Here is a 26,562-nt window from a genome sequence, read left to right as displayed (position 1 = left end):
CGTGAGCGACCTGCTGATCGTCGGGGCGCGGCCCTACGGCGACGACCCCGTCGACCTGCTCGTGCGCGACGGCGTGGTGACCGAGATCGGCGCGGGCCTGGACCGGCCCGCAGGGGTCGAGGTGCTCGGCGCCGACGGCGCCGTCCTGCTGCCGGGGTTCGTCGACCTCCACACCCACCTGCGCGAGCCGGGTGGGGAGGAATCCGAGACGGTCGAGACCGGGTCGCGGGCCGCGGCGCGGGGCGGCTACACCGCCGTGTTCGCGATGCCCAACACCGACCCGGTGGCCGACACCGCCGTCGTCGTGGAGCACGTGCGGCGGCTGGGCGAGGAGGCCGGGCTGGTCGACGTGCACCCGGTCGGCGCGGTCACGGTGGGGCTCGAGGGCGCCAAGATGGCGGAGCTCGGCACGATGGCGCGCTCGCGCGCCCGGGTGCGGATGTTCTCCGACGACGGCCGTTGCGTGCACGACCCGGTGATCATGCGCCGGGCGCTGGAGTACGCATCGGCGCTGGACGTCGTGATCGCCCAGCACGCCGAGGACCACCGGCTCACGGTCGGCGCGCAGGCCCACGAGGGCGTGGTGGCCTCGCAGCTCGGGCTCACCGGGTGGCCGGCCACCGCGGAGGAGACGATCGTGGCCCGGGACTGCGCGCTGGCGCGCGAGGCCGGTGCCGCGCTGCACGTCTGCCACGTGTCGTCGGCGCGCACGATCGCGGTGCTGCGGGCGGCGAAGGCGCAGGGCGTGCGGGTGTCGGCCGAGGTCACCCCGCACCACCTGCTGCTCACCGACGCGGCGCTGACCAGCTACGACCCGGTCAACAAGGTCAACCCGCCGCTGCGCACCGGCGAGGACACGAAGGCGATGCGGGCGGCGCTGGCCGAGGGCGTGATCGACGTGGTGGGCACCGACCACGCGCCGCACGCGGCGCAGTACAAGGACACGGAGTGGGCGGCGGCGAAGTCCGGGATGCTCGGCCTCGAGACCGCGCTGTCGGTGGTGGTGCACACCATGGTCGAGCCCGGCCTGCTGGACTGGCGGGGCGTGGCGCGCGTGCTGTCGGAGCGCCCGGCGGAGATCGCCGGCCTCCCCGACCAGGGGCGGCCGATCGCGGTCGGTGAGCCCGCCACGTTCGCGCTCGTCGACCCGGACGCGGTCTGGACGGTGCGCGGCGCGGCGCTGGCCAGCCGGGCGTCCAACACCCCCTTCGAGGGGATGAGGCTGCCGGTGACGGTGGTGGCCACGGTGCTTCGAGGTCGGATGACCTCGCGAAACGGGGAGGTGCAGGCGTGACGGCATCGCTGGTTCTGGAGGACGGGCGGATCTTCCGCGGCGAGGCGTACGGCGCCCGCGGTGAGGGACTCGGCGAGGCCGTGTTCACCACCGGGATGACCGGCTACCAGGAGACGCTGACCGACCCCTCGTACCACCGCCAGATCGTGGTGCAGACCGCGCCGCAGATCGGCAACACCGGCTGGAACGACGAGGACGACGAGTCGCGGGGCATCCAGGTGGCCGGCTACGCGGTGCGTGATCCCGCCCGCACGCCGTCGAACTGGCGGTCCCGCCGGTCCCTGGAGGACGCGCTGCGGGAGCAGGGCGTCGTGGGGATCGCCGGGATCGACACGCGTGCCGTGGTGCGCCACCTGCGCGAGCGCGGCGCGATGCGCGCCGGGGTCTTCTCCGGGAACGCGCTCGCGGCCGACGACGACCTGGTGCAGCGGGTGCTCGCGAGCCCGCGGATGGAGGGCGCGGACCTCTACGGCGCGGTCACCACCCGCGAGCCGTACGTCGTGCCCGCCGACGGCGAGCGGCGGTACCGGGTGGCCGCGCTGGACGTCGGGATCAAGTTCAACACCCCGCGGATGATGGCCGCCCGTGGCATCGAGGTGCACGTGCTGCCGGCCCACACGTCCATCGCGGAGGTCGACGAGCTGGCGCCGGACGGGTTCTTCCTGGCCAACGGCCCCGGCGACCCGGCCACCGCCGACGCGCCCGTGGAGCTGACGAAGCAGGTGCTGGAGCGGCGGATCCCGACGTTCGGGATCTGCTTCGGCAACCAGATCCTCGCCCGCGCCCTCGGGCGCGGCACGTACAAGCTGCGTTACGGCCACCGCGGGATCAACATCCCGGTGGTCGAGCACGCCACCGGACGCGTGTCGATCACCTCGCAGAACCACGGGTTCGCCGTGGAGGGCGAGGCGGGGGAGCGGTTCGACACCCCGTTCGGCGCAGCCCAGATCAGCCACACCTGCCCGAACGACGGCTGCGTCGAAGGGCTGCGGGCCCTTTCCGTGCCCGCGTTCAGCGTGCAGTACCACCCCGAGGCCGCCGCGGGCCCGCACGACGCCGCGGACCTGTTCGACCGGTTCGTCGAGCTCATGGACGGGAGCAAGAGCTGATGCCGAGGCGCGACGACATCCGGCACGTGATGGTGATCGGCTCCGGGCCGATCGTCATCGGCCAGGCGGCCGAGTTCGACTACTCCGGGACGCAGGCGTGCCGCGTGCTGCGGGCCGAGGGGCTGCGCGTCTCGCTGGTGAACTCGAACCCGGCCACGATCATGACCGACCCCGAGTTCGCCGACGCCACCTACATCGAGCCCGTCACCCCGCAGTTCCTGGAGCAGGTGATCGAGGCGGAGCGGCCGGACGCGATCCTGGCGACGCTGGGCGGGCAGACGGCGCTCAACGCCGCCGTCGCCCTGCACGAGAGCGGCGTGCTGGAGCGCTACGGCGTGGAGCTGATCGGCGCCGACATCGACGCCATCCAGCGTGGCGAGGACCGGCTCAAGTTCAAGGAGATCGTGCAGTCGGTCGGCGGCGACGTGCCGCGCAGCGCCGTCTGCCATTCGATGGACGAGGTGCGGGCCGCGGTCGGGGAGCTGGGCCTGCCGGTCGTCATCCGGCCGTCGTTCACCATGGGCGGCCTGGGCTCCGGGATGGCCCACAACGAGGCCGACCTCGAGCGCCTCGCCGGTGGCGGGCTGGCGGCGTCGCCGGTCACCGAGGTGCTCATCGAGGAGTCGGTGCTCGGGTGGAAGGAGTACGAGCTCGAGCTGATGCGCGACCGCCGCGACAACGTGGTCGTCGTCTGCTCGATCGAGAACCTCGACCCGATGGGCGTGCACACCGGCGACTCGATCACCGTGGCGCCGGCCATGACGCTCACCGACCGCGAGTACCAGCGCATGCGCGACGTCGGCATCGACGTGCTGCGGGCGGTGGGCGTCGACACCGGTGGCTGCAACATCCAGTTCGCGGTGCACCCGGAGACCGGGCGGCTCGTCGTCATCGAGATGAACCCGCGGGTGTCGCGCTCGTCGGCCCTCGCGTCGAAGGCCACCGGCTTCCCGATCGCGAAGATCGCCGCGCGGCTGGCCATCGGCTACACGCTCGACGAGATCCGCAACGACATCACCGGCGAGACCCCCGCCGCGTTCGAGCCGACGCTCGACTACGTCGTGGTGAAGATCCCGCGGTTCGCGTTCGAGAAGTTCCCCGGCGCGGACCCCGAGCTCACCACGACGATGAAGAGCGTCGGCGAGGCGATGGCGCTGGGCCGGTCCTTCCCGGAGGCGCTGGGCAAGGCCATGCGCTCGATGGAGACCACCCGTATCGGGTTCTGGACCGCCCCCGACCCGGAGGGCGAGCCGGACGTCGCCGCCAGCCGCGACGGGCGGATCTACGCCGTCGAGCGCGCGCTGCGGGGCGGGACGAGCGTGGCCGACGTGGCCGCGGCGTCCGGGATCGACCCGTGGTTCGTCGACCAGATCGCTGCGCTCACCGAGCTGCGGCAGGAGATCGAGGACGCGGCGGTGCTCGACGCGCGGCTGCTGCGGCGGGCGAAGCGGGCCGGTCTCTCGGACCGCCAGATCGCGGTGCTGCGCCCCGAGTTCGCCGGCGAGGACGGCGTGCGCTCGCTGCGGCACCGGCTGGGCATTCGCCCGGTCTACAAGACCGTGGACACCTGCGCGGCGGAGTTCGCCGCGCGGACGCCGTACCACTACAGCGCCTACGAGAGCGACCCCGCCGCGGAGTCGGAGATCGCGCCGCAGACCGAGAAGCCGAAGGTCCTGATCCTCGGCTCCGGGCCGAACCGCATCGGGCAGGGCATCGAGTTCGACTACTCGTGCGTGCACGCGGTGATGGCGCTGCGCGAGGCCGGGTTCGAGACCGTGATGGTCAACTGCAACCCGGAGACCGTCTCCACCGACTACGACACGGCCGACCGGCTGTACTTCGAGCCGCTCACGTTCGAGGACGTCCTCGAGGTGGTCCACGCCGAGCAGCAGTCCGGCACGGTCGCGGGTGTGATCGTGCAGCTGGGCGGGCAGACGCCGCTCGGCCTCGCCCACCGGCTCACCGCTGCGGGCGTGCCGGTCGTCGGGACGTCCGCGGCCGCGATCGACCTGGCCGAGGACCGCGGCGCGTTCGGCGAGGTGCTGCGCAAGGCGGGCCTGCCGGCGCCGGCGTTCGGCATGGCCACCTCGAACGACTCGGCCCGCGGGATCGCCGCGCGGATCGGCTACCCGGTGCTCGTACGGCCCTCCTACGTGCTCGGCGGGCGCGGCATGGAGATCGTCTACGACGACGAGACGCTCGCCGGCTACATCTCGCGCGCCACGACGATCAGCGAGGACCGGCCGGTGCTGGTCGACCGCTTCCTCGACGACGCGATCGAGATCGACGTCGACGCGCTGTGCGACGGCGGGGAGGTCTTCGTCGGCGGCGTGATGGAGCACATCGAGGAGGCCGGGGTCCACTCGGGCGACTCGTCGTGCGCGCTGCCGCCGATCACGCTGGGCCGTTCGGTGCTGGAGCAGGTGCGCCGCTCCACGGAGGCCATCGCGCACGGCGTCGGGGTGCGCGGGCTGCTCAACGTCCAGTACGCCCTGCACGGGGAGACGCTCTACGTGCTGGAGGCCAACCCGCGGGCGTCGCGGACCGTGCCGTTCGTCTCCAAGGCCACGGCCGTGCCGCTGGCGAAGGCGGCGGCGCGGATCATGCTCGGGGCCACGGTCGCCGAGCTGCGCGCCGAGGGCCTGCTCCCGGCCGAGGGCGACGGCTGCGAGCTGCCGCCCGACGCGCCGATCGCGGTCAAGGAGGCGGTGCTGCCGTTCCACCGGTTCCGCACCGTCGACGGCCACGGGGTCGACCCGCTGCTCGGCCCGGAGATGAAGTCCACCGGCGAGGTGATGGGCTTCGACGGCTCGTTCGGCGCGGCGTTCGCCAAGTCGCAGGCCGGCGCGTACGGGCCGCTGCCCACCTCGGGGCGGGTGTTCGTGTCGATGGCCGACCGGGACAAGCGCGCGATGGTGTTCCCGGTGCTGCGGCTGGCCGACCTCGGGTTCGAGGTCCTCGCGACGGAGGGCACCGCCGACGTCCTGCGCCGCCACGGCGTCGCGGCCACGGTCGTCCGGAAGCACTACGAGGGTGGGGAGACGATCGTCGACCGGATCCTGGCCGGCGACGTCGACCTGATCATCAACACCCCGTACGGCAACTCCGGACCCCGCGTGGACGGCTACGAGATCCGCAGCGCGGCCGTGTCCCGCGGCGTGCCGTGCATCACCACCGTGCAGGGCGCCGGAGCCGCGGTGCAGGGGATCGAGGCGATGAAGGCCGGCCGCATCGGGGTCCGCTCCCTGCAGGACGCCCACGCGAGCCTGCTGAAGGCACGTTCGTGACCGCGTTCGGTGCCCGGCTGGCCGTTGCCGTCGACGAGCGTGGGCCCTTGTGCGTGGGGATCGACCCGCACCCGGGCCTGCTGGCCTCCTGGGGCCTCACCGACGACGCCGACGGGCTCGCGCGGTTCGCCGAGGCGTGCGCGGCCGCGTTCGCCGGGTACGTGGCCGTGGTGAAGCCGCAGTCGGCCTTCTTCGAGCGGCACGGCTCGCGGGGCATCGCGGTGCTGGAGGAGCTCCTCGGGGCCTTCACCGGCACGCCGACGCTCACGCTCCTCGACGTCAAGCGCGGTGACATCGGCTCGACGATGGACGGCTACGCCGACGCCTACCTCGGCGTCGGCGCGCCGCTCGGGGCCGACGCCGTGACGCTCTCGCCGTACCTGGGCTTCGGGTCGCTGGCCCCCGCCCTCGACACGGCGGCCGACGCGGGGCGCGGGGCGTTCGTGCTGGCCAGGACGTCCAACCCGGAGGGCGCGGAGGTGCAGTTGGCGGAGTTCGGCCGCCGGTGCACGGCCCAGTCGATGGTCGACGGGGCGGCGGGGCGCAACGCGGGGGCGGCCCCGCTGGGCGACGTCGGCGTGGTCGTGGGGGCCACCCGCGAGCACGGGCTCGACCTGTCCGCCCTGAACGGCCCGGTGCTCGCGCCGGGTCTCGGTGCCCAGGGCGCCGGTCCCGCGGACATCGCCGCGATCTTCGCGGGGGTGCACGGCCTCGTCCTGCCGGCGGCGTCGCGGTCGGTACTGGCCGCGGGCCCGGCCGTCGAGGCGCTCCGCGGGGCGGCGGAGTCGCTCCGCGACGAGTTGGCCGCCGCGGTCTGAAACCGCACTTCGCGCACGTTCTACGCACTTCGTACGAGCCCCGGCGGCCGCGAGGTGCCCACCGGGTGCGCGACGTCGCCGAAACGTGCCCGAACGCGGTCCGCACGTGGGTGTTTGCTGCCGGTGATCGCGCCGGGGCCGCCGTCGGCAGCGGCTTCCGGCAGCTCGGCGCGCCCGGATGACTGGTCGGCGCGGCCGCATGCCGTTCCCCCGGACGGCGGGATCGGCGTACCCGCGCGTTCGACGGAGGCGGCGGCCCGGTGGCACCCAGGCGACGGTCGGTCCCGTGCGCCGAGCGGGCGGGTCGAACCCCCGATCGGGCGCATTCGCGTGGTATCACCCGGTCGGGTGGGCGGCGGCGAGAACCGGCAGGTGGCACCCCCGTTTCCCTTTCGGGGCCGGGCGTGAGTACGTTCGGTGCGAACCGCGGGCCAGGCCCGCGACGGTGGTGAGGATGCGCCTGATTCCAGGCCGCACGAAGAAAGACGGAGGAGACCGTGGCCCTTCCCCAGCTGACCGAGGAACAGCGTGCTGCCGCCCTGGAGAAGGCGGCTGCGGCGCGCCGGGCCCGGGCCGAGCTGAAGGACCGGCTCAAGCGCGGCGGGACGACCATCGGGGAGGTCCTGAAGCAGTCGGATACCGACGAGGTGCTGGGCAAGATGAAGGTCTCGGCGCTGCTCGAGGCCATGCCGGGCGTCGGTAAGGTCCGTGCCGCTCAGATCATGGAGCGGCTCGAGATCGCACCGTCGCGCCGGCTGCGTGGGCTCGGCGACCGGCAGCGCAAGGCGCTGCTGGCCGACTTCGAGTCCTGACGCCGGGAGTCCGGAGCTCTGAGAGACTGAGCACCGTGTCTCGTGACGTGCGGAGGGGTCGGCTGGTCGTTCTGGCCGGCCCCTCCGGCGTCGGCAAGTCCAGCGTGGTCGACGCGCTGCGCGGCCGGCTGCCGGAGCTGTTCTTCAGCGTGTCGGCCACGACGCGCGACCCGCGGCCGGGCGAGGTCGACGGCGTGCACTACCGCTTCGTCGGCCCGGTCGGGTTCGAGGAGCTCATCGCGCACGGCGAGCTCCTCGAGTGGGCCGAGATCCACGGCGGGCTGCAGCGTTCCGGCACCCCGCGGGAGCCGGTCGAACAGGCCCTGACCGCCGGGAAACCGGTTCTGGTCGAGGTCGACCTCGCCGGTGCGCGCACGATCAAAGCGGTGCTCCCGGAGGCCGTCACCGTGTTCCTGGCGCCGCCGTCGATCGACGAGCTGGAGCGGCGCCTGCGCGGGCGGGGCACCGAGTCGGATGCGCAGTTCCAGCGCCGCCTGGAGACCGCCCGCGAGGAGATCGCGGCCTGCGACGAGTTCGATGTGGTCATCGTCAATGCCGATCTGCAGGACGTCGTTCCGCGGTTGGTAGACTTGCTGGTCGGTGCGGGTAACCCCGCCGCACGGCACTTCCCCCAGGAGTCTTCTTCGTGAGCATGCCGCTGACCGGCGTTGTCGCCGGGTCCACGCCCGAGGGCATCACCAACCCGCCCATCGACGACCTGCTCGGCCAGGTCAGTTCCAAGTACGCGCTGGTGATCTATGCCGCCAAGCGCGCCCGCCAGATCAACGACTACTACTCGCAGCTCGGCGAGGGTCTGCTCGAGTACGTCGGCCCGCTCGTCGAGCCGGGCCCGCGCGAGAAGCCGCTGTCGATCGCGATGCGCGAGATCCAGGCCGGGCTGCTCGAGCACACCGAAGGCGAGTAGTGGCCGGCCCCCGGGTCCTGCTGGGTGTCGCCGGGGGCATCGCCGCCTACAAGAGCGCGGAGCTGCTGCGCCGGCTCACCGAGACCGGTCACTCCGTGCGGGTGCTGCCGACGCCGTCGGCGCTGCAGTTCGTCGGCGCCGCAACTTTCGAGGCGCTGTCCGGCCAACCGGTGCACACCGGTGTCTTCGCCGACGTCCCGGAGGTGCCGCACGTCCGGCTCGGCCAGGAGGCCGAGCTGGTCGTCGTCGCGCCGGCCACCGCCGACCTGATGGCCCGCGCCGCCGCCGGCCGCGCCGACGACCTGCTCACCGCGTCGCTCCTGACGGCCCGATGTCCGGTGCTGTTCGCACCGGCCATGCACACCGAGATGTGGGAGCACCCGGCCACGCGCGCCAACGTGGAGCTGCTGCGCTCCCGTGGTGTGGTCGTCATGGAACCCGCGTCCGGGCGCCTCACCGGCGCCGACACGGGCCCCGGGCGGCTTCCCGACCCGGCCGAGGTCGCTGACGTCGCCCGGCTGCTACTGGAGCGTCCGGACGCGCTGCCGCGGGATCTCGCCGGCCGCCGCGTCGTGGTGTCGGCGGGTGGCACGCGGGAGGCGCTCGACCCGGTGCGCTACCTCGGCAACCGCTCGTCGGGGCGGCAGGGCTACGCGCTCGCGCGGGTCGCCGCACAGCGGGGGGCCCACGTCACGCTGGTGGCCGCGCACACCGCCGACCTGGGTGACCCGGCCGCCGTCGAGATGGTGCGGGTCGGCTCGGCGCTGGAGCTGCGGGACGCGATGCACGCCGCGGCGAAGGGCGCCGACGCCGTGGTGATGGCGGCGGCCGTGGCCGACTTCCGGCCCGACGCCCTCGCCGAGCACAAGATCAAGAAGGATGGGTCGGAGCCGCCGCCGCTGCGCCTCGCGCTGAACCCGGACATCCTCGTGGAGCTGGTCGCAGCGAGGGAGTCGGGGCAGACCGTCGTGGGTTTCGCCGCCGAGACCGGCGACGCATCGGGCGACCCGCTGCACCACGGTCGCGCCAAGCTCGCCCGCAAGGGCTGCGACCTGCTGGTCGTCAACGCGGTCGGCGACGGGCGCGCGTTCGAGGTGCCGGACAACGCCGGATGGCTCCTGGGTGCCGACGGCACGGAGCGCGAGCTCGAGTCCGGCTCGAAGGCGTTGCTGGCCTCCCACGTCTGGGACGCGGTGGCCGCCCGCCTGGTCTAGCACTGCAGCCGGACCTCGTGATCGCGTGCGATGCGGGCGCCGCCGTCGTCGTGATCAGCAGGATCGGAAGATGGGCGGCACCCGGTGTCCGTTGCTGAATCGGGTGCGCGGCCGGCGCATCTCGGGTCGGCTCGCGCATGCGGTGTGGGTGGATGCCGCCCTGTCGACCGGTGCGTGAAGGGAGACGGGTGCGTGGCCGGGCCCGGGCTCGGCCCGGCTCCCGGTATGCCTGGTCGGTGGGGCCTCCGGTGGCGCCACCGGAGGCCGGCTTCGCGGGCATGATCACGGCTTCGGTGCGGGGGCGGCCGTATGCAGCGGATGTCCCTTTTCGCTGATCACACACTCGCGGTCGCCTCCCGAAGGGCGTCGGGCGGGTTCTCGCAGCGATCATCGGGTCGTGATCGGTCCGGGATGCGCCGCAGCGCCCGCCGGGGGGCGTCGAGCCGCAGGTCGTCATGATCTCCGGTCGCCCCGGGCGGAGATCTGCGTGCACGCACACCGTGTGGCTTGAGTCCCGCGTCGGGGGAGACGGGGTCCGACAGAGCCCGCGGGGCGGGCGCGGCTGCGGGTCGGGGGTACCCGGCGCAGCCCGCCCCGCGGGTGGCACCCGCGTGTGGCTGGTGACGACCCGGCCGGTGGGAACCGGCGGCGGGTTCAGCCGAGCAGACCGCCGATGCCGCCGGAGCGCGGCGCCCGGGCCGGAGCGGAGGCCTCGCCGTCGCCGGACTCGTCGCCGGACTCGTCGGCCGAGTCACCGGTCTCGTCGGTGCCCTCGTCGCTCCCGCTCTCGCCGGCGTCCTCCTCGTCAGCCTCGTTCGCGCCGGAGCCGCCGCGGTGGGCGTCGCTGCCGTGGGCGCCGTGGCCCGCTCGCCCGCTCTCGCGGGCGTCGCTGCCCGAGAGGCGGTTGCTCGCGTCCTCGGAGTCGTCGTCCTCGGAGTTCGTGGTGCGCGCGGCGGGGGCCGGGGCGCGCCCGTTCACCGAGACGTACTCCTGGGCCGCCCAGCCGCCGAGGTTGCTCAGCCGCAGGAACCCGTCGCGGGACTCGGCGACCTGGACCGCGGTGCCCTCCTCGCACAGCGCGACGATCCGCGAGTCGGTGTCGGGCTCGGCGCGGACGTTGACGTTCTTGGTGCACTTGCCGGACTTGCCGTCCTCGGGCGTGGCGGCGGCGGTGCCGGAGAGCAGTGCGACGGCCGCGGTCGCGCTGACCGCGACCACCGCACCGACGACGGCGGTGGCGCGGCCGGGTCGGTCGAACAGCGACTTGGGGGCCTTCATGATCAGGTTTCCTCCGTGGGTTTGGGTCCTCGCAGGGGACCAACGAGCGTTTCCGTTACCGATTCGCTACCGAGCGCAACATCACCGGATGGATTGACGATCCGGGGGCGTGTCGTGCACGACGTGACGTTCCGTGCTCATCGGGCGCCCGGACCTGGTGCCGCCCAACCCGTCCGGTGCGTCGACTAGGCTCGCCCGTCGGACATCGGGTGCGCGCGAGGCCCGAGCGGGCGAAGCGGACGGAGTACGGCGTGGCGACACCAGGGCGGCGGCTGTTCACCAGCGAGTCGGTGACCGAGGGTCACCCGGACAAGATGTGTGACGCGATCAGCGACACCATCCTCGACGCGCTGCTGGCGCAGGACCCGCGCAGCCGCGTGGCGGTGGAGACGCTGGTCACCACCGGGCAGGTCCATGTGGCCGGCGAGGTCACCACCAGCGCCTACGCCGACATCCCCACGCTCGTGCGGGACAAGGTCCTCGAGATCGGCTACGACTCGTCGGCGAAGGGCTTCGACGGCACGTCGTGCGGCGTGAACGTCGCGATCGGCGCGCAGTCCGCGGACATCGCGCAAGGCGTCGACACCGCGTACGAGAGCCGGGTGGAGGCGTCGGAGGACGAGATCGCCCGGCAGGGTGCGGGCGACCAGGGCCTCATGTTCGGCTACGCCAACACGGACACCCCGGAGCTGCTCCCGGTGCCGATCGCGCTCGCCCACCGCCTGGCGCGCCGCCTCACCGGGGCCCGCAAGTCCGGTGTGCTGCCCTACCTGCGCCCGGACGGCAAGACCCAGGTCACCATCGAGTACGACGGCGACAAGGCCGTGCGCCTCGACACGGTGGTCGTCTCCACCCAGCACGCCGCCGACATCGACCTGGACGCCCTGCTCGCGCCCGACATCCGCGAGCACGTCGTGGGCCCGGAGATCGCCGAGCTCGGCCTGGACGTCTCCGACGTGCGGCTGCTGGTCAACCCCACCGGCCGCTTCGTCGTCGGCGGCCCGATGGGTGACGCCGGCCTCACCGGCCGCAAGATCATCGTTGACACCTACGGCGGATTCGCCCGCCACGGGGGTGGGGCGTTCTCGGGGAAGGACCCGTCCAAGGTCGACCGGTCCGCCGCCTACGCGATGCGCTGGGTCGCCAAGAACGTGGTGGCCGCGGGGCTCGCCGAGCGCGTCGAGGTACAGGTCGCGTACGCGATCGGCAAGGCCGCTCCGGTGGGCCTGTTCGTCGAGACGTTCGACACCGAGCACGTCGACCCGGTGAAGATCCAGTCGGCGATCACCGAGGTCTTCGACCTGCGCCCGGCCGCGATCATCCGTGACCTCGACCTGCTGCGCCCGATCTACGCCCAGACCGCGGCGTACGGGCACTTCGGCCGCACCGACGTCGACCTGCCGTGGGAGAGCACCGACCGCGCCGCCGTGCTGAAGGCCGCGGCCGGCGCCTGACCGCCGTGAGTGGATACGAGTGCAGGAGCACTCGTATCCACTCACGACCGCCGGAGGCGGAGTGAGCACGATCAGGTGAGCACGGCCGCCCGGCGGGGTCGCGACCGCACCTCCCATCGGGGCGAATGGCAGCCCGCCGCGCACCTGCCCGTGGCGCGGGTCGCCGTCGACGTCCCGCTCCCGCACCTGGACCGGCCCTTCGACTACCGGGTGCCCGAGCACCTGGACGCCGACGCGGTTCCGGGGGCGCGGCTGCGCGTGCGGTTCGCCGGGCGCGCGGTGGACGGGTACCTGCTGGAGCGGGTGCCGGAGTCCGCCCACGGCGGGCGGCTGGCCTGGGTCGACAAGGTCGTCTCGGCCGAGCCGGTGCTCTCCGCGGAGGTGGCGGCGCTGTGCCGGGCCGTGGCCGACCGGTACGCCGGCGTCCTCGCCGACGTCCTGCGCCTCGCCGTCCCGCCCCGGCACGCCCGGGTGGAGAAGGAGAGCCCGAAGGAGCCGGAGGTGGCCGAGACGCCGGCGGTGCCTCGGGAGGGGTGGGCGCGGTACGGGCGCGGGACCGCGCTGCTCGACGCCCTCGCCGGTGGGCGCGCAGCCCACGCCGTCTGGCAGGCCCTGCCGGGCGAGGACTGGCCGCGGCGGCTCGCGGAGGCCGCCGCCGGCACCGCCGCCACCGGGCGCGGGGCGCTGCTCGTGGTGCCGGACCAGCGCGACGTCGACGCCCTGCACGCCGCCTGCACGCAGCTGCTCGGCGCCGGCGCGGTGGTCGCGCTCACCGCGGACCTGGGACCCGCCGAGCGGTACCGGCGCTGGCTCGCCGTGCGGCGGGGGCAGGTGCGGGTCGTCGTCGGCACGCGGTCGGCCGCGTTCGCCCCGGTCCACGCGCTGGGGCTGCTCGCGGTGTGGGACGACGGTGACGACCTGCACGCCGAGCCGCGCGCGCCGTACCCGCACGTCCGCGACGTGCTCGTGCTGCGCGCCCACGGCGCCGGCGCCGCGCTGCTGGTGGCGGGGTTCGCGCGCACCGCGGAGGCGCACCTGCTCGTCGAGTCCGGCTGGGCCCGCGAGGTGGTGGCCGACCGGATCACGGTCCGGGACGCGATGCCGCGGGTGGCGGCGGCGGGCGAGAGCGATGCCGAGCTGGCGCGCGACCCGAGCGCGCGGGCGGCGCGGCTGCCGCACGTCGCGTTCGACGCGGCGCGGACCGCGCTGACCGCCGGGCGCCCCGTGCTCGTGCAGGTGCCGCGCTCCGGGTACCTGCCGTGGCTCGCGTGCGGCGCCTGCCGGGAGACCGCCCGGTGCCGGAACTGCGCCGGGCCGCTGGGATTCACCGGCCGCCGGTCCGCCGACCCGGGGGAGGCCGAGCTGCCGCAGTGCCGCTGGTGCGGGCGCCCCGAGACGGCGTTCCGCTGCCCGGCGTGCGGGTCGCGGCGCCTGCGGGCCGGGGTCGTCGGTGCGGGGCGCACGGCCGAGGAGCTCGGCCGGGCGTTCCCGGGCACCACGGTGCGCGCGTCGGGCGGCGGTTCCCCGGTGCTCGCCGAGGCGGCGGCCCGGCCGGAGCTCGTGGTCGCCACGCCCGGCGCGGAGCCGCGCGTGCCCGGCGGCTACGGCGCGGCCCTGCTGCTGGACGGGTGGGCGCTGCTGTCGCGGCCCGACCTGCGCGTCGTCGAGGAGACCCTGCGCAGGTGGCTCGCCGCGGCCGGGCTCGTGGTGCCGCACGGCGCGGGCGGGCGCGTGATCGTGATGGCCGACGCCGAGCTGCCCGTCGTGCAGGCGCTGGTGCGCTGGGACCCCGCGGGCCACGCGCACGCCGAGCTCGCCGGCCGGACCGAGGTCGGCTTCCCGCCCGCCGTGCGGATGGCATCGGTGGAGGGCGGGCCCGCGGCCGTCGCCGAGGTGGTCGACGGCGTGCTGGCCGGCCTGCCCACGGCGGAGGTGCTCGGGCCGGTGGAGGTCGAACCCGACCGGCCGGAACATGGACGACAGGGGGAGACCGAGGTGCGCGAGCGCGCGCTGGTCCGCGTCCCGCGTGCCCAGGGCAAGGCCCTGGCCGCCGCGTTGCACGCCGCGCAGGCCGGCCGCACCGCGCGCAAGGCCACCGACCTCGTCCGCGTCCGGCTCGACCCCGTGGAGATCGGCTGAAGCGGCGTTCCGGACGCGTGGCAGAATCGAGGGCCGCCGCCGCGCCTCCCGCTCCAGCAGCACCCGATCGTCTGCGCGGCGCCTCCTGGAGGAACCCGCGTGTCCGTCCTTCCCGTCCGGCTGTTCGGCGACCCGGTGCTGCGCACCGAGGCCGTCGAGGTCACCACGTTCGACGCCGAGCTGCGCAAGCTCGTGGCCGACCTCACCGACACGATGCACGACGAGGGCGGCGCCGGCCTGGCCGCGCCGCAGCTCGGCGTGGGGCTGCGGGTGTTCGCCTACGACTGCGACGGCTTCGCCGGTCACCTCGTCAACCCCACCTGGGACGTCGTCGGGGACGAGGAGCAGCTCGGGCCGGAGGGGTGCCTGTCGATCCCGGGCCTGCGCTGGGACTGCCGCCGGCACCTGCACGTCGTGGCGCGGGGCTGGGACATGCACGGCGAGCCGGTCGTCGTCGAGGGCAGCGAGATGCTCGCCCGCTGCATCCAGCACGAGACCGACCACCTGGACGGCGTGCTGTTCGTCGACCGCCTCGACCCGGAGACGCGCCGGCAGGCGATGGCCGAGATCCGGGCGGCCGAGTGGTTCGGTGCGCCGGCACCCGAGGTGCGGGTGAGCCCGCACCCCCTCTTCGGAAAGGTCAGGTAGTGCGGCTCGTCTTCGCCGGCACCCCCGATCCCGCGGTGCCGTCCCTGCGGGCGCTGCTGGACTCCCCGCGGCACGAGGTCGTCGCCGTCGTCACGCGCCCGGACGCGCCCGCGGGCCGCGGCCGGAGGCTGGTGCGCTCGCCGGTGGGCCGCCTCGCCGACGAGGCCGGCGTCCCGGTGCTCACGCCGGCGCGGCCGTCCGAGCCGGACTTCCTCGCGCGGCTCGCCGACCTCGCCCCCGACTGCTGCCCGGTGGTGGCCTACGGCGCCCTCGTGCCCCGCAAGGCCCTCGACGTGCCGCGCCACGGCTGGGTCAACCTGCACTTCTCGCTGCTGCCCGCGTGGCGGGGTGCCGCGCCCGTGCAGGCGGCGGTGCGCCACGGCGACGAGATCACCGGCGCCACCACGTTCCGGCTCGAGGAGGGGCTCGACACCGGGCCGGTCCTCGGCGTCGTCACCGAGGAGGTGCGTCCCGTCGATACCGCAGGGGACCTGCTGGGCCGGCTCGCGACGTCCGGCGCCGGGTTGCTGGCGGCCACGCTCGACGGGATCGAGGACGGCACCCTGGAGGCGCGCCCGCAGCCAGCCGACGGCGTCTCGCTCGCCCCGAAGGTCACCACCGCGGCCGCCCGTGTCGACTGGGGTGCGCCGGCGGTCGCGATCGACCGGCTCGTCCGCTCCGTCACCCCGGAACCAGGAGCCTGGAGCACGTTCCGGGACGAGCGCATCGGGCTCGGCCCGGTCACCGTCCTCGGGGCCGACGCACCCGAGCTCGCGCCGGGGGAGCTGCGCGCCGAGAAGCGGCGCGTGCTCGTCGGCACGGCGGGCGCGCCCGTGCAGCTGGGCGAGGTGCGGCCGGTGGGCAAGCGGGCCATGCCGGCCCCGGACTGGGCCCGTGGCGTGCGCATCACCGCGGGGGAGGTGCTGGCATGACGGGCGCCGGCCCGCGCCGGGAGGGACCCCGGCGGCCGAGGCGTGATCGCGGCGCGACCCCGCGCCGGTCCGGACCGCCCCGCGGCCGGGAGGGCCCGCCCCGCCCGCCCGAGCCGGACCCCGCGCGGCTGGCCGCACTCGAGCTGCTCACCGCCGTGCGCACCCGCGACGCCTACGCCAACCTCGCCCTGCCCGCGATCCTCCGCCGCCACCGCCTGCGCGACCGCGACGCGGCGCTCGCCACCGAGCTGGGCTACGGCACCCTGCGGGCCCAGGGCCTGCTCGACGCCGTGATCGACGAGTGCACCGACCGTCCGCTGGCGAAGGTGGAGCAGGCGCTGCTCGACGCGCTGCGCCTGGGCTCCTACCAGCTGCTGCGCACCCGGATCCCGCCGCACGCCGCCGTCGCGACCACCGTGGAGCTGGTGCGCGCCGAGGCGGGGAGCCGCGCGGCCGGGTTCGTCAACGCCGTGCTGCGCCGGGTCGGGGAGCGCGACGAGCAGGCCTGGGTGTCCGCGCTCGCGCCGTCCGCAGGCGAGGACCCGGTGGGGCACGCCGCATTCGCCCACTCCCATCCGCGCTGGATCGCGCAGGCGTTCGCCGACGCGCTGGGCCGCTCGGCGGACCCGGCCGCGGAGCTGGAGGCCGCGCTCGCCGCCGACGACGCCCGCCCCACCGTGCACCTGCTGGCCCGGCCCGGCGAGATCACCGCCGCCGAGCTCGCGCTCGTGACCGGCGGCGAGGAGGCCCCGTACTCGCCCTACGGCGTGCACCTCACGCCGGGCAGCGGCGACATCGGTGAGATCGACGCCGTGGGCGAGGGGCTCGCGATCGTGCAGGACGAGGGCAGCCAGCTGGTGGCGCTCGCCCTCACCCGCGCCGAGCTCACCGGCGAGGACGGCGGCCGCTGGCTCGACCTGTGCTCCGGCCCCGGTGGCAAGTCCGCCCTGCTGGGCGGCCTGGTGGCCATCGACGGCGGCACGCTCGACGCCGTCGAGCCCAGCGAGCACCGCGCGGGGCTGGTGCGCCGGGTCACCGACGGGCTCCCGGTCACCGTCCACCAGGCCGACGGCCGGGAGGCGCCGCTGCCCGAGGCGGCGTTCGACCGCGTGCTCGTGGACGCGCCCTGCACCGGCCTCGGCGCGCTCCGCCGCCGCCCGGAGGCCCGGTGGCGGCGGCAGCCGTCGGACGTCGCGGCGCTCACCGCCCTGCAGCGGGAGCTGCTCACCGCCGCGCTGCGGCACGTGCGCCCCGGCGGTGTGGTGGCATACGCGACCTGCTCGCCGCACCTCTCCGAGACCGCGGGCGTGCTGGCCGCGGTGCGCCGCAGGCACCCCGAGGTGGAGCAGCTCGACGCGCGGGAGTGCCTGCCCGGCGTGCCCGGCCTGGGCGACGGGCCCATCGTGCAGCTGTGGCCGCATCGCCACGGCACCGACGCGATGTTCCTGGCGCTGCTGCGCCGCTAGCTCCACCGGCCCGCGGCGGCCCCACTGAGCCAGTGGCACTTTCGTGCGCCAGTGCGAGAGTGCCGCTCGTGCAACAGAAGCACTCCCTGGAGTGCAGAGGACCGGGACTCGCGCGGATCGGTGCCTGGTGATCGATCCGAGATGTTGGTAACTGCCCTGACGAGGGCGTTCGGCGTGGTCTCGCAGCGATCAAGGTCGCATGATCGGTCCGAGTTGCGGCGGATCGCCCTGTCTGGGGCGCTGAGCCGCGTCCCGCAACGATCACGTCGCGGGGTTCATGATCATGTCGACTCTTCAAGTGTTCGGTCTTGATCTGAGACACGTGGGGTCGACCTGATCAGGAAATGGGCGGCTTGGCGCGCCGTCCCCGGCAGCCGACGTGGGGGCACGCCCGTCCTGGACGAGACCGCCATTGCCGGGTGCCCACGCCACTGTCCGGTGGTCCCGATCCGTGATTGCAGGGTGACCACACGCAGTCGACCTGTCGTCCAGGTGAGTGCTCGTACGCAGGTCCGGGAGGCAGGACGAGCATCTCGCAGAGCGCCCACGGACTCGGTCGTTCCCCACCCGGCTCTGTCCGTACCGCCGCGCGCAACGCGCCGCGCGCCCACTCGCGTACCCGACGCGAATCCACGAGGGCCTGCCCGACCTGCCGAACACATCTCTGACCGGCCAACGCGAGGCGCAGCCGAGAATCGCGCCAACCCCACCCACTCGCGGCTACCGAGCTGCGTCCGGCAAGGGCACGTCACGATGTCGAGGTGCGCTTGGCCGTTGTTCGACAGGTGCGAGCGACGGTGCCGCTCGGCCCGGGCCGGGGGCGCCTCACCCGCGGCGGCGGGCACGGAGGGCTTCCAGCAGCCGCCGCACGTCCGTCTCGTCGTTGTAGTGGTGGAACGACAGGCGCACCACGCGGCCGCGGGGGCTCGCGACGATCCGGCGCGAGGCCAGGTACCCGGTGAGGGACTCGGGGTCGTCGTCGACGAGCGCCACCATCGGGCCGCGCAGCGCGGGGTCGGCCGGCGAGGCGAGCTGCTCGCCCATGGCCCGCAGCTCGGCGTCGAGCAGCGCGGTGAGGTCGCCGACGTGCCGCCGCACGGCGTGCGCGTCGAGCAGGTCGAGCATGCCGAGCCCGGCGACCGCCCCGTACGCGGACGGCACGGACGGCGTGCCGCTCTCGAACCGCCGCGCGGTGTCCGGGTAGTCGATCGACCGGGGGTCGAACCCGAACGGGTCGACCCGCCCGAACCACCCGGTCTGCGCGGGTGGCACCTCGTCCCGCATCCCGCCGCGCACGTAGAGGAACGCGATGCCGGAGATGCCGAGCAGGTACTTCAGGCTCCCGCAGATCAGGTAGTCGCAGCCCAGCTCGCGGACGTCGACGGGTTCGACGCCGGCTCCCTGGTAGGCGTCGACGACGGTCCGCGCGCCCCGTTCCCGGGCGAGCGCGACGACCTCGCGGACCGGCAGCCGCGACCCGTTGGCGTAGGTGACGAGCGGCACCGAGACGAGCGCGGCCCGCTCGTCGAGCAGGCGCGCGTAGTCCTCGACGTCGACGACGCCGTCCCGGGCCGGTACGTGCACGACCTCGACGCCCCGGGTGCGCTGCGCGAGCCAGACGTGCGCCACGGAGGGGAACTCGAGGTCCGTCGTGACCAGGCGCCTGCCCTCGCCGAACCGCTGCGTGGAGGCCACCTGGTAGGCGCCGTGCGACGCCGAGGACACGATCGCGACCTCGTCCGGCTCGGCCCCGATCAGCCGGGCGAACGCCGCCCGCGCCTCCTCCCACCGCTGCATCCAGGTGCCCCACGGGGCCCCGTGCTCCAGGAGCGACGACTGGAACTCGGCGAGCGCCGCGGACAGCGAGTCCGAGAGCGCGCCCTGGCTGCAGCTGGCCAGGTGGACGGTGTCGCGCAGGGCGGGGAAGCGCCGGCGGAAGCCCTCGGGGGTGCTCATCGCTCGGCCTCGCTTGCGCTCGGCCGGCCCATCGGGAAATAACGCAGCGCGCGGGCGCTGCAACATGATTCGCTCGCAAGCTCGCTCATGACGTGCGCTCCGCGCCGGCGCGGAGGGTCTGCTGGATGCGCCGGGCCTCGGCGGCGCGCTCCCCGAGGCCGGGGATGGGCGTCAGGGCGTGCCGCCTGCCCCGCGCCATCACGAACACGGGGCGGGCCAGGGCGCGGTGGTCGGTGGTGGGGTCGCCGTCGACGGCCACGACGTCGGCGGAGAGTCCGGGGGCGAGCCGGCCGGTCCGGTCGGCGACCCGGCAGACCTCGGCGGCGACGTTCGTGGCGGCCGCGAGGATCTCCCGCGGCGCCATGCCGGCGTCGGCGAGCACCGAGAGGCCGTCGGCGTAGCGCTCGAAGTGCACGAGTCCGATCCCCGCGTCGGTGCCGGCGACGAGCGTGATGCCCGCGCGGTGCATGGCCCGCAGGTTGTCGACGACGTGGTCGCGCTCGTCCCACGGGCAGAAGTAGTCGTCCGCCAGGCACGCGGAGTTCATCGTGGGGCTGACGCTGACCCCCTTGTCGACGATCGCGCGCGCGATCCGCTCGTCGAACCGCGACCCGTCGCGCGTCACCCAGCCGCAGTGCTCGATCGTGTCGACGCCCGCCGCGACCGCGCGCTCGATGCCCTCCACGCCGAGGGCGTGCGTCGTCACCCGCATCCCGTGCTCGTGCGCGGTCTCCACGACCGCCAGGAGCTCCTCGTACGAGTAGCGGGCCTCCCACGGGCGGCTGCCCGCGGTCATGAACCCGCCGGTGGTCATCACCTTGATCAGGTCGGCGCCCTCGCCCGCCCGGCGGCGGACCATCGCCCGCACCTCGTCCACGCCGGTCGCCTCGCCGCCCATGGCGTGCGCGTGCCCGCCGTGCACGGTGATCGGGGCGTTCGCGACGAGCAGCCGCGGCCCCTCGGCCTCGCCACGGGCGATCCGGTCGCGGACCGTGGTGGCGACGACCCCGGGGGCGCCCAGGTCGCACGCCGTGGTGACACCGGCGTCGAGGAGCCTGCTCGCGTTGGCGACCATCAGGCGCGCGGCGTCCTCGTCGGTCAGCGTGGGGGCGGCCGACGTGTGGCCCGCGGCCGGGTCCATCGTGAGGTGGACGTGGCAGTCGAACATCCCCGGCACGAGCGTGACGTCGCCGAGGTCGAGGACCTCCGCGCCGCCTGCGACGTCCCGCCACGGTCCGACGGCACGGATCGTGTCGCCGTCGACGACGACGGCCCCGTCCTCGATCGGTTCCGCCGCGGCGTCCGGAACCACCTTGTGTGCGCGGATCGCGACCTGCACCAGGACCTCCCGTATTCAGCTGTGGTGAAAGTAGGTCACGGATGCGACGGCTGTCCATGCGTTGACGTGCACAGACGCGACGGCCACACTGTCGGCGTTTCATCCCAGATGAAAATTGGACGGAGCGACCCATGCCGGACGACGAGCCGACGACGACGTCGGCGCCCCGCAGGCCCCGACGCCACTGGTGGCTGCTCACGATCCCGTTCCTGTGGTGCATCGTGGCCGTCCCGTTCGTCGGCCGGCAGGCCTACGTCTGGGGCTCCGTGCCGTTCCTCCTGGTGTGGATGACGGCCGGCGTGATCGTCGGCAGCGTCGCCATCGGCGTCGTCTACGCCATCGACCGCCGCAACGGCGACCTCGAGAGGGTCTGACCCATGGCTCTCGCGATCGGGCTCGTCGTCGCCGTCGGCGCGGTCCTCGGCGGCACCCTGCTGGCCCTGCGCGGCACCAGGATGGACGTGCAGGAGTGGTCGGTCGGCGGCCGGCGCTTCGGCACGTGGCTCTTCTGGTTCCTGCTCGTCGGCGAGACGTTCACGACGTTCGCGCTGCTCGGCGCGTCCCAGGGTGTGTTCAGCACCGGCGCCGCCGGCTTCTACGTGCTGGGCACCGTCGTGCTCACCGCCTCCGTCGGCTACTTCCTCGTGCCGCGGATCTGGCGGGCGGGCAAGGACCGGGGCCTCGTCACCATGGGCGACTTCTTCGCCGCCCGCTTCGACGCCCCGTGGTTCGGTGCCCTGCTCACGGTGTTCGGCATCATCGCGCTGCTGCTCTACAGCAGGGTCCAGCTCACCGGTCTGGCGCTGATCCTGGCCACGCTGTTCGGCCTCGACGTGCCCGCCATCGTCTACGTGTCGGCAGGCGGCCTGGTCGTGGCGCTGTTCGTCCTCGTCGGCGGGATGCGCAGCGCCGCGTTCGTCGCCGTGGTCAAGGACGTCCTGCTCGTGGTGATGCTCCTCGTCGTCGCGGCCGGGGCGGCGGGAGCGGTGGGGGTCGCCGGCATCGGCGAGGTGTTCGACGGCGTCCGGGCCGCGCACCCCGACGCCGCGACGCTGCCGGGGATCGGCGGCGGTACGGCCACCAACCAGTGGTGGTGGATGAGCTTCCTGCTGCTCACCCCGCTCGGCGCCTTCGCACTGCCGCACGCGTTCCAGGTGTGCTTCAGCGCGAAGGACATCCGGACCATCCGCAAGAACCAGATCATCCAGCCGCTGTACTCGCTGTTCTACGTCCTGATCGTGATCATCGCGATGGCGGCGCTGCTCGCCCTGCCGGACCTGCCCGCCTCGGACGCCAACGGCTCGCTGCTCGTGTTCGTCCGGGAGTACTACCCGGACTGGGTCATCGGGCTGCTCGCCGGGGCCGGGGTGCTCGTCGCGCTCGTCCCGACGGCGGTGCTCATGCTCACCTCGAGCAGCATGTTCACCTCCAACGTGCTGGGGCTCGCGCGGCCGGAGCTGAAGTCGTCGCTGGCGGCCACCCGGGTCGGCGTCCTCGTGTTCACCGTGATCGCGGTGGCGTTCACGGCGCTGCAGAGCGACACCCTGCTGACGATCATGACCGGCGTCTACAGCGCGGTCGGGCAGCTCGCGCCGGCCCTGTTCCTGTCCGTGCTGTGGCGGCGGGTCACGGCCGTCGGGCTCACCGCCGGCGCGGTCGTCGGCGGGCTGATCGTCGCCGTTCCGCAGCTCGGCGCCGCCGCGCAGGCCCTGTTCCCCGCAGGCACCGTCGTCGGTCTCCCGGCGCTCGTGGTCAACCTCGTGCTGGCGGTGGTGGTCAGCCTGCTGACGGCACCGCCGTCGGCCGCCGCCGTGGCGGTCGGCCTCGGCCCGGCCGATCCGGCCCGGCGGCGCGCCCCGACGGCAGGATGACCGCCATGACGTTGGCCCGGATCAGGGAGCTGCGGCAGCAGAAGGGGCTCACCCTCCACCAGCTGGCCGGCCTCACCGGACTGTCGGTCGGCATGATCAGCCAGGTCGAGCGGGGCATCACCGACCCGAGCCTGGAGACGCTGCGGCGGATCTCGGACGCGTTCGGCGTGCCGCTGTTCGACCTGTTCCGCGAGGACGAGCCGGAGCCGGTCACGGTGGTCCGGCGGGACGAGCGGCGCCGGGTGTCCTCACCCCAGGGCCAGGTCGTGTACTCGCAGGTGTCGCGCACCGGCGGGAAGCTCGAGGTGCTCGAGGCCGCCATCGAACCGGGCGCGGTGTCGTCGGGAGAGCGGCGGTCCCACGCGTCGGAGGAATGCGTCCTGGTGCTCTCCGGCAGGCTGCGGGTCGAGGTCGGCCGCGACGCCTACGACCTCGACGCGGGCGACAGCTGCCACTTCGACTCGATGATCCCGCACCGGTTCGTCAACCCGCACGGCGCGGTGGCCCGCTACCTGGTGGCGGTGACCCCGCCGTCGACCTGAGGTCCGGCATACCTGCGGCGTACCCTCCACGGGTGCACCCCATGATCGCGCCGAGCATCCTCGCGGCCGACTTCGCCCGGCTCGCCGACGAGGCCGCCGCGGTGGCGGGACCGTCCGGCCGCGGTGCCGACTGGCTGCACGTCGACGTGATGGACGCCCACTTCGTGCCGAACCTGACGCTCGGGCTGCCGGTGGTGCAGGCCCTGCGCAAGGCCACGGACGTGCCGCTCGACTGCCACCTGATGATCGACGACCCGGAGCGCTGGGCCCTGGGCTACGCCGAGGCCGGCGCCCACAACGTCACGGTGCACGTGGAGGCCTCCCGCGATCCGGTGGCGCTGGCGAGGGACCTGCGCGCCGCCGGTGCCCGCGCCGGGCTGTCGGTCAAGCCCGGCACGCCGCTCGAGCCGCACCTGGACACCCTGCGGCACTACGACACGTTGCTCGTCATGAGCGTCGAACCCGGGTTCGGCGGGCAGGAGTTCATCCCGGAGGTCCTCGACAAGGTGCGCACCGCGCGCCGCCTCGTCGACACCGGGCACCTCACGCTGCTGCTCGAGATCGACGGCGGCATCAACACGGACACGATCGAGGCGGCGGCGGAGGCCGGCGTCGACTGCTTCGTTGCCGGGTCCGCCGTCTACGGCGCGGCCGAGCCGGCGCGCGCCGTGGAGGCGTTGCGCGAGCAGGTGCGCGGCGCCTCCGCGCACCGCTGGGTCTGAGCGGGTAACGATCGGCCCGCCAGGTGGGTTGCACCGGCCGAGGTGCGGAAGGGGAGTGCGGGGATGTTCACGGGGATCGTCGAGGAGATCGGCGAGGTCAGCGAGGTGCGGGAGGACGCCGACGTCGTGCTGTTCACGGTGCGCGGGCGCATCGTCACCTCGGACGCCCGGCACGGCGACTCGATCGCCGTCAACGGCGTGTGCCTCACGGTGGTGGATCCCGCTGGCAGCACCGACGGCACATTCACCGTCGAGCTGATGCCCGAGACGCTCAAACGCTCGAGCCTCGAGGCGGTCGTGCCCGGCACGCGGGTGAACCTGGAGCGGGCCGTCCCGGTGAACGGGAGGCTCGGCGGCCACATCGTGCAGGGGCACGTCGACGGCGTCGCCACGCTGCTCTCCCGCTCGCCCGGTGAACGCACCGACGAGCTGCGCTTCAGCCTGGCCCCCGACCTCGCCCGGTACGTCGTGGAGAAGGGCTCGATCACGGTCGACGGGGTCTCGCTCACCGTGGCGGGTGTGTCGCCCGACACGTTCACCGTGGCGCTCATCCCCACGACGTTGTCGCACACCACACTCGGATTCCGGCAGCCGGGGGATACCGTGAACCTTGAGGTCGACGTGGTGGCGAAGTACGTCGAGCGGCTGACGGCGGGGTACAGCGGGGCCCCGTCGGCGCACGAGGAGGCCCGGGCTCGGTGACAGACGTGGACGGCGCGACAGACGTGGATGGTGTGGCGGCGCAGCCGGTGACGCCAGGAGGTTTCGAGTCGATCGAGCGCGCGATCGCCGACCTGAAGGCGGGGAAGGCGATCGTCGTCATCGACGACGAGGACCGCGAGAACGAGGGCGACCTGATCTTCGCGGCCGAGATGGCCACGCCGGAGCTCGTGTCGTTCATGGTGCGCTACACGTCCGGGTACATCTGCGTGCCGCTCACCGAGAGCGAGTGCGACCGGCTCGACCTGCCGCCGATGCACCACACGAACTCCGACAACTTCCGCACCGCGTTCACCGTCACCGTGGACGCGAAGTCGGGCGTCAGCACCGGGATCTCGGCGGCCGACCGGGCCCACACCATCCGGTTGCTCGCCGACCCGGCCACGGGGCCCGGCGACCTCGTGCGCCCCGGCCACATCCTCCCGCTGCGCGCCCGTGAGGGCGGGGTGCTGCGCCGCGCAGGCCACACCGAGGCCGCGGTCGACCTGGCGCGCCTCGCCGGGCTGAAGCCGGCCGGGGTGCTCTGCGAGATCGTGTCGCAGAAGGACATCGGCGACATGGCCCGCGCCGACGAGCTGCAGGTGTTCGCCGAGGAGCACGACCTCGCCCTCATCACGATCGCCGACCTGATCGCGTACCGGCGCCGCTTCGAGAAGCACGTCGTTCGGGTGGCCCAGGCCCGCATCCCCACCGCCCACGGCGACTTCATCGCCTACGGGTACGACTCGCTGCTGGACGGCATCGAGCACATCGCGATGGTCCGCGGCGACGTCGCCACCCCGGAGGGCGGTGTCTTCGGGGACGGGGGCGAGGACGTGCTCGTGCGCGTGCACTCCGAGTGCCTCACCGGCGACGTCATGGGGTCCCTGCGCTGCGACTGCGGCCCCCAGCTCGACGCCGCCCTCGCCGCGGTGGCCGCCGAGGGCCGCGGGGTCGTCCTCTACATGCGCGGGCACGAGGGCCGGGGCATCGGCCTGCTGCACAAGCTGCAGGCCTACCAGCTGCAGGAGGCCGGCGCCGACACCGTCGACGCCAACCTCGCACTGGGCCTGCCCGCCGACGCCCGTGACTACGGCACGGGGGCCCAGATCCTCGCCGACCTCGGCATCAGGTCCATGCGGCTGCTCACCAACAATCCGGACAAGCGCGCCGGGCTCGAGGGCTACGGCCTCACGATCACCGGCCGCGTGCCGCTCCCGGTGCGCGCCCACCGGGAGAACCTGCGGTACCTGCGCACCAAGCGGGACCGGATGGGGCATGATCTCCCCGATCTGGACGTGGTCGAGCGGGGCGGGGCGCTCGCCGACAGCACGGGCTCCTAGGGGGAGGCCATGAGCGAGCGGAGCGAGCGAATCATCAGCGCAGCGTGTTCGCGAAGTGGTCGCCGGAGCGTCGGCGAGGGCGGACGATGAGGGAGCGGAGCGAGCGAATCATCAGCGCAGCGTGTTCGCGAAGTGGTCGCCGGAGCGTCAGCGAGGGCGGACGATGAGTGGCGAAGGCCGTCCGGCGGCGCAGCCGCCCGACGCGTCGGGCCTGCGGCTGGCGATCGCGGCCACCACGTGGCACGCGGAGATCGTGGACGTGCTGCTGGAACGGGCGATCGCCACGGCGGGGAAGGCCGGTGTCGAACCGCCCACGGTGGTGCGGGTGCCCGGCACGGTCGAGCTGCCCGTGGTCTGCCAGGAGCTCGCCGTGCGGCACGACGCCGTCGTGGCGCTCGGCGTCGTGATCCGGGGCGGCACCCCGCATTTCGAGTACGTGTGCGACGCCGTCACCGCCGGCCTCACCCGGGTGGCGCTCGACGAGCGCACCCCGGTCGGCAACGGGGTGCTCACCTGCGACACCCGCCAGCAGGCCCTGGACCGCTCCGGTGGGCCCGGCGCGACCGAGGACAAGGGTGAAGAGGCGTGCGTCGCCGCGCTGCAGACGGCGCTCGTGCTGCGGGACCTCAGGACCGAGCGGTGACCGCTCCGCAAGCCGGTACGGTGGGCGCCGTGGCCGCCCGGGAGCGCGACGTCGTGGTGGTGCGCCCCCGG

Annotated in this window: 23 protein-coding genes; 20 read left to right on the top strand and 3 right to left on the bottom strand. The window is 74.1% G+C overall.

All coding sequences use genetic code 11. From position 1 onward, the window contains the following. Position 1 precedes the first annotated feature (1 nt). From ACU436_RS00270 to coaBC, 8 genes are all read left to right on the top strand, one after another. Positions 2 to 1,294 (top strand): dihydroorotase, encoded by a 1,293-nt coding sequence (locus tag ACU436_RS00270; protein WP_459020561.1) that lies wholly within the window; start codon positions 2 to 4, stop codon positions 1,292 to 1,294. Further along, on the top strand, positions 1,291 to 2,403 hold the full coding sequence (gene carA, locus ACU436_RS00265) for a glutamine-hydrolyzing carbamoyl-phosphate synthase small subunit (RefSeq protein ID WP_459020560.1): 1,113 nt from the start codon (positions 1,291 to 1,293) through the stop codon (positions 2,401 to 2,403). Before ACU436_RS00270 ends, carA begins: the two co-directional genes overlap by 4 nt. Continuing rightward, a complete protein-coding gene (gene carB / locus ACU436_RS00260; RefSeq protein ID WP_459020559.1) occupies positions 2,403 to 5,690 on the top strand; it encodes a carbamoyl-phosphate synthase large subunit in 3,288 nt (1,095 codons plus the stop codon). Before carA ends, carB begins: the two co-directional genes overlap by 1 nt. Next, positions 5,687 to 6,508 carry an orotidine-5'-phosphate decarboxylase gene (gene pyrF / locus ACU436_RS00255; RefSeq protein WP_459020558.1) on the top strand — a complete coding sequence of 274 codons (822 nt, stop codon included), beginning with the start codon at positions 5,687 to 5,689 and terminating at the stop codon, positions 6,506 to 6,508. Before carB ends, pyrF begins: the two co-directional genes overlap by 4 nt. 497 nt (positions 6,509 to 7,005) lie before the next feature. Then, complete coding sequence (gene mihF / locus ACU436_RS00250) at positions 7,006 to 7,320, top strand: integration host factor, actinobacterial type (protein WP_142101581.1); 315 nt, start codon at positions 7,006 to 7,008, stop codon at positions 7,318 to 7,320. Positions 7,321 to 7,355: 35 nt separating this feature from the next. Beyond that, positions 7,356 to 7,970 (top strand): guanylate kinase, encoded by a 615-nt coding sequence (gene gmk / locus ACU436_RS00245; RefSeq protein WP_459020557.1) that lies wholly within the window; start codon positions 7,356 to 7,358, stop codon positions 7,968 to 7,970. A gap of 2 nt (positions 7,971 to 7,972) precedes the next feature. Further along, positions 7,973 to 8,245: a DNA-directed RNA polymerase subunit omega gene (gene rpoZ / locus ACU436_RS00240; RefSeq protein WP_343945613.1), complete on the top strand. Its 273-nt coding sequence runs from the start codon at positions 7,973 to 7,975 to the stop codon at positions 8,243 to 8,245. Next, the gene (gene coaBC, locus ACU436_RS00235) at positions 8,245 to 9,459 is read left to right on the top strand and encodes a bifunctional phosphopantothenoylcysteine decarboxylase/phosphopantothenate--cysteine ligase CoaBC (protein ID WP_459020556.1); all 1,215 of its coding nucleotides are present in this window, start codon (positions 8,245 to 8,247) and stop codon (positions 9,457 to 9,459) included. The genes rpoZ and coaBC overlap by 1 nt, the downstream gene beginning before the upstream one ends. 654 nt (positions 9,460 to 10,113) lie before the next feature. Here the strand turns inward: coaBC and ACU436_RS00230 are convergent. Next, positions 10,114 to 10,737 carry an SH3 domain-containing protein gene (locus tag ACU436_RS00230; protein ID WP_459020555.1) on the bottom strand — a complete coding sequence of 208 codons (624 nt, stop codon included), beginning with the start codon at positions 10,735 to 10,737 and terminating at the stop codon, positions 10,114 to 10,116. A 251-nt stretch (positions 10,738 to 10,988) separates the two neighbouring features. Here ACU436_RS00230 and metK point away from each other — a divergent pair, with 251 nt between their 5' ends. From metK to ACU436_RS00205, 5 genes are all read left to right on the top strand, one after another. After that, complete coding sequence (gene metK / locus ACU436_RS00225; RefSeq protein WP_459020554.1) at positions 10,989 to 12,191, top strand: methionine adenosyltransferase; 1,203 nt, start codon at positions 10,989 to 10,991, stop codon at positions 12,189 to 12,191. Between the two features lie 75 nt (positions 12,192 to 12,266). Continuing rightward, the gene (locus ACU436_RS00220) at positions 12,267 to 14,330 is read left to right on the top strand and encodes a primosomal protein N' (RefSeq protein WP_459020553.1); all 2,064 of its coding nucleotides are present in this window, start codon (positions 12,267 to 12,269) and stop codon (positions 14,328 to 14,330) included. Between the two features lie 99 nt (positions 14,331 to 14,429). Continuing rightward, a complete protein-coding gene (gene def / locus ACU436_RS00215) occupies positions 14,430 to 14,978 on the top strand; it encodes a peptide deformylase (protein WP_459020552.1) in 549 nt (182 codons plus the stop codon). After that, on the top strand, positions 14,978 to 15,910 hold the full coding sequence (gene fmt / locus ACU436_RS00210) for a methionyl-tRNA formyltransferase (protein ID WP_459020551.1): 933 nt from the start codon (positions 14,978 to 14,980) through the stop codon (positions 15,908 to 15,910). Before def ends, fmt begins: the two co-directional genes overlap by 1 nt. Continuing rightward, on the top strand, positions 15,907 to 17,376 hold the full coding sequence (locus ACU436_RS00205) for an RsmB/NOP family class I SAM-dependent RNA methyltransferase (protein ID WP_459020550.1): 1,470 nt from the start codon (positions 15,907 to 15,909) through the stop codon (positions 17,374 to 17,376). The genes fmt and ACU436_RS00205 overlap by 4 nt, the downstream gene beginning before the upstream one ends. A gap of 825 nt (positions 17,377 to 18,201) precedes the next feature. Here the strand turns inward: ACU436_RS00205 and ACU436_RS00200 are convergent. Beyond that, positions 18,202 to 19,332, bottom strand: coding sequence for an aminotransferase class V-fold PLP-dependent enzyme (locus ACU436_RS00200; protein ID WP_459020549.1), 1,131 nt, complete (start codon positions 19,330 to 19,332; stop codon positions 18,202 to 18,204). 85 nt (positions 19,333 to 19,417) lie between these two features. Continuing rightward, on the bottom strand, positions 19,418 to 20,671 hold the full coding sequence (locus ACU436_RS00195; protein WP_459020548.1) for an amidohydrolase family protein: 1,254 nt from the start codon (positions 20,669 to 20,671) through the stop codon (positions 19,418 to 19,420). Positions 20,672 to 20,802: 131 nt separating this feature from the next. Between ACU436_RS00195 and ACU436_RS00190 the strand changes: the two genes are divergently transcribed. The 7 genes from ACU436_RS00190 (at position 20,803) to ribH (ending at position 26,491) form a co-directional block, all read left to right on the top strand. Further along, the gene (locus tag ACU436_RS00190; RefSeq protein ID WP_459020547.1) at positions 20,803 to 21,045 is read left to right on the top strand and encodes a DUF3311 domain-containing protein; all 243 of its coding nucleotides are present in this window, start codon (positions 20,803 to 20,805) and stop codon (positions 21,043 to 21,045) included. A 3-nt stretch (positions 21,046 to 21,048) separates the two neighbouring features. After that, positions 21,049 to 22,542 carry a sodium:solute symporter family protein gene (locus ACU436_RS00185; RefSeq protein WP_459020546.1) on the top strand — a complete coding sequence of 498 codons (1,494 nt, stop codon included), beginning with the start codon at positions 21,049 to 21,051 and terminating at the stop codon, positions 22,540 to 22,542. Between the two features lie 5 nt (positions 22,543 to 22,547). Further along, entirely contained in the window at positions 22,548 to 23,084 is a 537-nt protein-coding gene (locus ACU436_RS00180; protein ID WP_459020545.1) for a helix-turn-helix domain-containing protein, read from the top strand. A 41-nt stretch (positions 23,085 to 23,125) separates the two neighbouring features. Then, the gene (gene rpe, locus ACU436_RS00175) at positions 23,126 to 23,806 is read left to right on the top strand and encodes a ribulose-phosphate 3-epimerase (RefSeq protein WP_459022560.1); all 681 of its coding nucleotides are present in this window, start codon (positions 23,126 to 23,128) and stop codon (positions 23,804 to 23,806) included. A gap of 63 nt (positions 23,807 to 23,869) precedes the next feature. After that, a complete protein-coding gene (locus ACU436_RS00170; RefSeq protein ID WP_459020544.1) occupies positions 23,870 to 24,508 on the top strand; it encodes a riboflavin synthase in 639 nt (212 codons plus the stop codon). Positions 24,509 to 24,513: 5 nt separating this feature from the next. Continuing rightward, entirely contained in the window at positions 24,514 to 25,848 is a 1,335-nt protein-coding gene (locus tag ACU436_RS00165) for a bifunctional 3,4-dihydroxy-2-butanone-4-phosphate synthase/GTP cyclohydrolase II (protein ID WP_459022558.1), read from the top strand. A gap of 163 nt (positions 25,849 to 26,011) precedes the next feature. Further along, on the top strand, positions 26,012 to 26,491 hold the full coding sequence (gene ribH / locus ACU436_RS00160) for a 6,7-dimethyl-8-ribityllumazine synthase (RefSeq protein ID WP_459020543.1): 480 nt from the start codon (positions 26,012 to 26,014) through the stop codon (positions 26,489 to 26,491). Positions 26,492 to 26,562: the final 71 nt, after the last annotated feature.

Source organism: Pseudonocardia wallangbongensis, assembly GCF_054486945.1.
This window is presented reverse-complemented; position numbering and strand designations above follow the sequence as displayed.

Coding starts and splice junctions, on each gene's coding strand:
- carB (WP_459020559.1), top strand. CDS start 2,403: ATGCCGAGGCGCGACGACATCCGGCACGTGATGGTGATCGGCTCCGGG.
- rpoZ (WP_343945613.1), top strand. CDS start 7,973: ATGCCGCTGACCGGCGTTGTCGCCGGGTCCACGCCCGAGGGCATCACC.
- ACU436_RS00230 (WP_459020555.1), bottom strand. CDS start 10,737: ATGAAGGCCCCCAAGTCGCTGTTCGACCGACCCGGCCGCGCCACCGCC.
- ACU436_RS00205 (WP_459020550.1), top strand. CDS start 15,907: ATGACGGGCGCCGGCCCGCGCCGGGAGGGACCCCGGCGGCCGAGGCGT.
- ACU436_RS00200 (WP_459020549.1), bottom strand. CDS start 19,332: ATGAGCACCCCCGAGGGCTTCCGCCGGCGCTTCCCCGCCCTGCGCGAC.
- ACU436_RS00190 (WP_459020547.1), top strand. CDS start 20,803: ATGCCGGACGACGAGCCGACGACGACGTCGGCGCCCCGCAGGCCCCGA.
- ACU436_RS00185 (WP_459020546.1), top strand. CDS start 21,049: ATGGCTCTCGCGATCGGGCTCGTCGTCGCCGTCGGCGCGGTCCTCGGC.
- ACU436_RS00180 (WP_459020545.1), top strand. CDS start 22,548: ATGACGTTGGCCCGGATCAGGGAGCTGCGGCAGCAGAAGGGGCTCACC.
- rpe (WP_459022560.1), top strand. CDS start 23,126: ATGATCGCGCCGAGCATCCTCGCGGCCGACTTCGCCCGGCTCGCCGAC.
- ACU436_RS00170 (WP_459020544.1), top strand. CDS start 23,870: ATGTTCACGGGGATCGTCGAGGAGATCGGCGAGGTCAGCGAGGTGCGG.
- ribH (WP_459020543.1), top strand. CDS start 26,012: ATGAGTGGCGAAGGCCGTCCGGCGGCGCAGCCGCCCGACGCGTCGGGC.